Genomic DNA, 4931 nt, shown 5'->3' on the forward strand with positions numbered 1-4931 from the left:
TTTGCTATTTATTCATGGATGGCAACATTGAGCCTGAAGTAGTCAAAAATGGAGGCTAATATTCAGCTCTATTTAAGTCGGCTAGGATACGAAAGCAGACGTAAGGCTTGGTTTATCTATAGGCAAGCGACATTTCAGTAATTCAGAACGATTAGCTTGAACGATAAGAACTAGAAATGACTGTTTAGCACTTATCGTTAGTTACGGGTTATATGGCCATTCAATTTTTCTTAACTCACCAGTCTTAATATTATATTGGATTGCGGGAATTCGCTCTCCAATATGGCCATTGAAAGAACCACTAAAATAAGAACCTGTGTATACAAAATGACAATATATGTCTTCTGATTCAGTTAAAGCAGTAATTTGACCTGCATTTCTAGCCCATTCATCACTAGAAACACTCCCGTCCCAACCATTTGTTGCTGTAATAAATCCCAATGGTATATTTTGTCCTTGTAATAAATCAGCCCAAATCGTCACACAATCACTTTCAAATGCAGTATCTAGATTGTTTCCTCCAGCAGGATAGCCTTTTAGTGAAGGTATACTTACAGAATTACCGAAAGTGCCACTTGGCATTCCTTTCGCTAACCAAGACAAGTGATACATTTTAGCCGCACTTCTTAAGGCAGCAAAGTGAGCATCAAATACTGCTTTTTCTGCCTCTTTTTTGAAGTTTATATACTTAGGTAAAGCTGTTGAAGCCAGAATTCCCAAAATGATTATAACAATGATAAGTTCGATTAATGTAAAGCCTTTCACATTAGTCATTAATAATATCCATACTCTCAAATTTATTATGAGGGAACTATACGGTTTTTATAGTAAAAAATTTAATATAACTATTCTATCAGAAAACCAAATTAACTATTGGGTTTAATTATAGCAACATAAGCGGGAGACTGTTAATTTCAACCTAGCTAACGTCCGCTTCTGGCATCTGAAGTCATAAGGTATTCTTTGATACTAATGACCGCTTTGTCGGAATAGCAATCGTTAACGAGACTGATGCCAACGGCAGCTATTCGTTCTGAGCCGAATTTTGTAAAAGTGCAATAAGAGGAGATTTAAGTGTAATTCGCCTCTACCACTTTATCATTTCTGTTTGATAATATAACAAGTGTTATTTTTGTGCTTTTAAAGTTATATCTAATTCGGTACGAAGATTTCCAGCTTCATTTTTACCCATAAAAATATCCAATGATTTTTCATAAAGATCACCATAAGGCTCCTGTACTTCAAGCCAGTGAATGCCGACAAGTGATTTAAGTGTAGAGCTTAATTTCACAGATAAATTTACGTTACTAGTTTCATAACTATTTGAGAAAAAAACAGTCATATCTGTCGAGCCTAGATAATTAGGGTGTGAGTACTCTGATAGGGTGTCGTATAGTGATCGAAAATTATTAATTTTCTTATCCGCCTCATCAATGAACTTCATGACATTTATACTTTCTATATTAACAGATGTATTTTTATTATGAGGTGAATGACCCATCATCAGTCTTTCGACAAAGTCAAATAAAGACTTTACATCTTTTCCATTTACAAACTTATTAAGTTTAATATTAATGAATAACAAAACTGATAATGTTTCTAGTGTTGTTCTTGATAAACATAAACCAGATATAAATTTCTTACATTTATATAGCTCGTATGAACTATTAAGTAATTCAAAATACCTGTAAGCCAAAGCTTCCCTAACGCAGTCTAATCGATGTAATATTTTATATTCAATACCAGGGTCTAGAGGGCTTATTTTATTTCGTAAAAGATTCTCTTCAATTATTTTTGATTTATCCATTGATAAATCGACATCATCTTTAGGCATTTACTCGTATTCTAAATTTCTGATAATTTACTATATAATGCATTTAAAATTGGCATGATTCAAATCTGCGGTATTTGGGTATTATTCATATTTTTTATAATAGCTTTTCATATAAATAGAGCTGCCAATCAGACTGAATTTTGTCCAAAAACGAGTTTGAACGACCGTCTCTTCTTCGCTCTGAGCCGAACTTCGCAAAAGTGCCATTTTGAGCCGTTCGACTTAAACTTAAGGTCATAATGACAACGGACATTACCATAACTCATTTCTGAACATTTCTAAGTGAGGACATACAAACACTCTAACTTTTAACAATGCTCAAAGTATGACAAACAAGCGTCCAGCTTATTTGTGACAAAGCAAACTTTCTAAATAACAACAGCCTCTTTCAGTGGATATTGTTTAACAAGCTGCTCATAGGTCCCTATACTTAAGTTATTTGCTGGAACGCCAATTTGTTCGAGTATAGATCTGTGTGCAATTGCCTCGCCTTGGCTGTATGAGTAACACTGCCAGCGAGCATCTGGATGCTGATGCACAATACGTGAAAAATAAGGAATGTCTATTTTATTGAGTGAATGGCCAATTACGGTAATCACTGATATATCCTCACTATTTTTTAGCAAAGGGTTCAGCCTGTCTCTTATAATATCATCGACGGGTTTTTGAAGAGCTTCTAATACTTTCCGACCATTATTTATTGCTTCCGTATAATAACTATCTTCTTCAGCCCTTGCATGAGTCACGGCTTCTGTGTGACCAAAAATCAATAGACTCGCTTGCCCTACGCTACCGTGAATATGATAAACGTTCTCCTCCGGAATTTTGTAAAACTGTTGTAATGTAGAGGTATAGTTGAAGCTAATGAATTGAGCTGTATCTGGGAACGTCATTTGCTGAACCGAACTCTCTAGGTTTATGCTCTTGATCCATCCAGTAAAGTTACGTGTTATATCTTGGACAATTTCGATGCTAAAATTATCTACTGCGTCTTCAAGTCCATACATCTGCTGCGTTGGAAAATCATCCCCAGAGAAATCCATAAAATCGTTTTCACTTACCAAAATAGATTCATCAAATTGACCTAGCACATTTTCAAAGTCACTCCAAAGTTCTTCTTCTTCCAAACCACTTGGGAAGTAGTGCTCGATTTGATCGAGATATCCACTGTATTGCTTGTAAAAATCTTTGTAATTTGTAGGCATTTTATGCCACAAGTCAAAGCCATTGCCGATAATGAATAAATGATTGGATCTCACGAAAATATATCTTACGGCAGTGCAGAGAATCAATAGTTTTTTTGCGTGTGCGCTAAATTTATCACTTTAGCAAAAATAAGGTGTTATTACATGAGGAGTCCAAGCGTTTTAACACAAAAAGGGACAGGAAATAGTTTATTGAGTGTCTGCTTAGTAGAATTTAATTATATACCTTAAAATTTGCTGATTGTCTCTAATTCGCTCTTTGCCGAAATTCGGCTACGTGCCATAAGCAGACCTTCAGAAACTTTCATTTAAAAGCTGCTCAGAGCCTATTGCAGTCGTTACTGAAGAGCCAAATCATCCATGATAAATATCACTTAGGTACGAAGCTGTAATTTCATTAATTATTTTTAAGACTTTTCTATTTAATTGACAAGCAAAATAAAGGTTTTATAGTCGGTTAGCGTTTAACAAATAGCAAAAGGAATATTGAGTGAAAATTATTACATTGTGCATTTTTTTTGAATTACTTCTAGTGAATTCGAATGCGACTTCATCTTCACTAACAAAGGGAAATCTTCAAGCAACTGAAAAAAGTGAACAACAGAGGTTAGCAGAATTTGATCTGTGGATTGATAGCCTAGATGTAGAAAAAGAAATCAGTGGAACCTTTCTTTATGCTCGCAATGGCAAAGTACTATATAGCAAAGCTGTTGGTAAACTTCATCCACATAAAAACACTCCAATAACAATCGATTCATCTTTCAATCTTGCCTCAGTCTCAAAGCAATTTACAGCCTTTGGGATCATGCTCCTCAAATATCAAGGTAAATTAAAATATGACGACAATGTGCAAAATATTTTAAAAGAATTTCCTTATCCAAATATTACTGTACGTCAGTTACTTAATCACACATCTGGATTAATAGATTATGAAGAACTGTCCGATATTTATTGGGATAAGCAAGCTTTTACAAATCAAGATATGCTGAATTTGTTCAGTATTCATAAGCCTAAATTGGATTTCGCTCCTAATACTAAATTTGAATACAGTAATACTGGATATGTCATACTTGCCGCCATTATAGAAAGATTATCTAATCAGTCATTGGAAGATCTTTCATATCAGAATATTTTTCAACCACTTAATATGTCAAATTCCCGCGTCTTTACCATTTTATCTAAACAAACAGAGTTTCCGTCTAGAGTTTTTGGCCAAGATAAGGGTGAACTACTCGATTTGTATAAAATTGAAGGTGTGACAGGTGATGGTTCTGTTTATTCCACTGTTGGCGATCTTTTGAAATGGCATAGGGCACTACTGAATAATACATTGCTACCAGAATCAGAAAAACAAGAAGCATTAAGGCATTCCTCGCTGGTTGACGGCTCAACCTATAATTATAATTTTGGTTGGATTGTTGATAGTAAATCGTCTCATAAAATGACTCATGATGGTGGTTGGGTTGGATTTAGAACTTTTTTGACTCGAAATGATAAAGATGACGAAATATTAGTATTTCTGACAAACAATCTTTATGGGGTTCAATTTCAAGAACTTCTTAAAAGATTTTACTCATCAGTTGATGCAGATATTGTTTACGCAACAGGTGATTTTACTCTTTGTGGAAAGAACTCAACTTCCTCAAAATGCAATTAAGGAGACGGATGTTGAGGTTCGTTTTAACTTGATCATTTACATATATGAAATGTCTTCTAGTATGAAGGTTTATTCGGTAGCGGTGAAACAACTGTAGATTGCTCTAAAATTCCTGTCAAAATATTTTAGATAATGTCCACTTTGTCGGAAGCAATGTCATTAACTTAAGGTTAAATTACGTATTTACAATGAGTTAGCTAGTTGTTAAGTAACTTCTCAAAAAGCAGTGGTAACC

At 34.5% G+C, this 4931-nt stretch carries 5 protein-coding genes; 1 reads left to right on the top strand and 4 read right to left on the bottom strand.

Annotated features, from left to right (window positions below):
• Positions 1-201: 201 nt before the first annotated feature.
• From CJF42_RS29170 to CJF42_RS24770, 4 genes are all read right to left on the bottom strand, one after another.
• A complete protein-coding gene (locus CJF42_RS29170) occupies positions 202-774 on the bottom strand; it encodes a prepilin-type N-terminal cleavage/methylation domain-containing protein (protein ID WP_095369182.1) in 573 nt (190 codons plus the stop codon).
• A gap of 352 nt (positions 775-1126) precedes the next feature.
• Entirely contained in the window at positions 1127-1834 is a 708-nt protein-coding gene (locus CJF42_RS24765; protein ID WP_095369183.1) for a hypothetical protein, read from the bottom strand.
• Positions 1835-1928: 94 nt separating this feature from the next.
• Positions 1929-2087: a hypothetical protein gene (locus CJF42_RS27850; RefSeq protein ID WP_170940759.1), complete on the bottom strand. Its 159-nt coding sequence runs from the start codon at positions 2085-2087 to the stop codon at positions 1929-1931.
• A gap of 115 nt (positions 2088-2202) precedes the next feature.
• Entirely contained in the window at positions 2203-3093 is an 891-nt protein-coding gene (locus tag CJF42_RS24770; protein ID WP_095369184.1) for a bacteriophage abortive infection AbiH family protein, read from the bottom strand.
• 436 nt (positions 3094-3529) lie between these two features.
• Between CJF42_RS24770 and CJF42_RS24775 the strand changes: the two genes are divergently transcribed.
• The gene (locus CJF42_RS24775) at positions 3530-4696 is read left to right on the top strand and encodes a serine hydrolase domain-containing protein (RefSeq protein ID WP_095369185.1); all 1167 of its coding nucleotides are present in this window, start codon (positions 3530-3532) and stop codon (positions 4694-4696) included.
• Positions 4697-4931: the final 235 nt, after the last annotated feature.

It is taken from the genome of Pseudoalteromonas sp. NBT06-2 (assembly GCF_002276045.1).
In the GTDB taxonomy this organism is placed as follows: domain Bacteria; phylum Pseudomonadota; class Gammaproteobacteria; order Enterobacterales; family Alteromonadaceae; genus Pseudoalteromonas.

Bases quoted from the DNA above. Each gene is read 5' to 3' on its own strand.
- CJF42_RS27850 (WP_170940759.1), bottom strand. From the start codon at position 2,087: ATGTCCGTTGTCATTATGACCTTAAGTTTAAGTCGAACGGCTCAAAAT.
- CJF42_RS29170 (WP_095369182.1), bottom strand. From the start codon at position 774: ATGACTAATGTGAAAGGCTTTACATTAATCGAACTTATCATTGTTATA.
- CJF42_RS24765 (WP_095369183.1), bottom strand. From the start codon at position 1,834: ATGCCTAAAGATGATGTCGATTTATCAATGGATAAATCAAAAATAATT.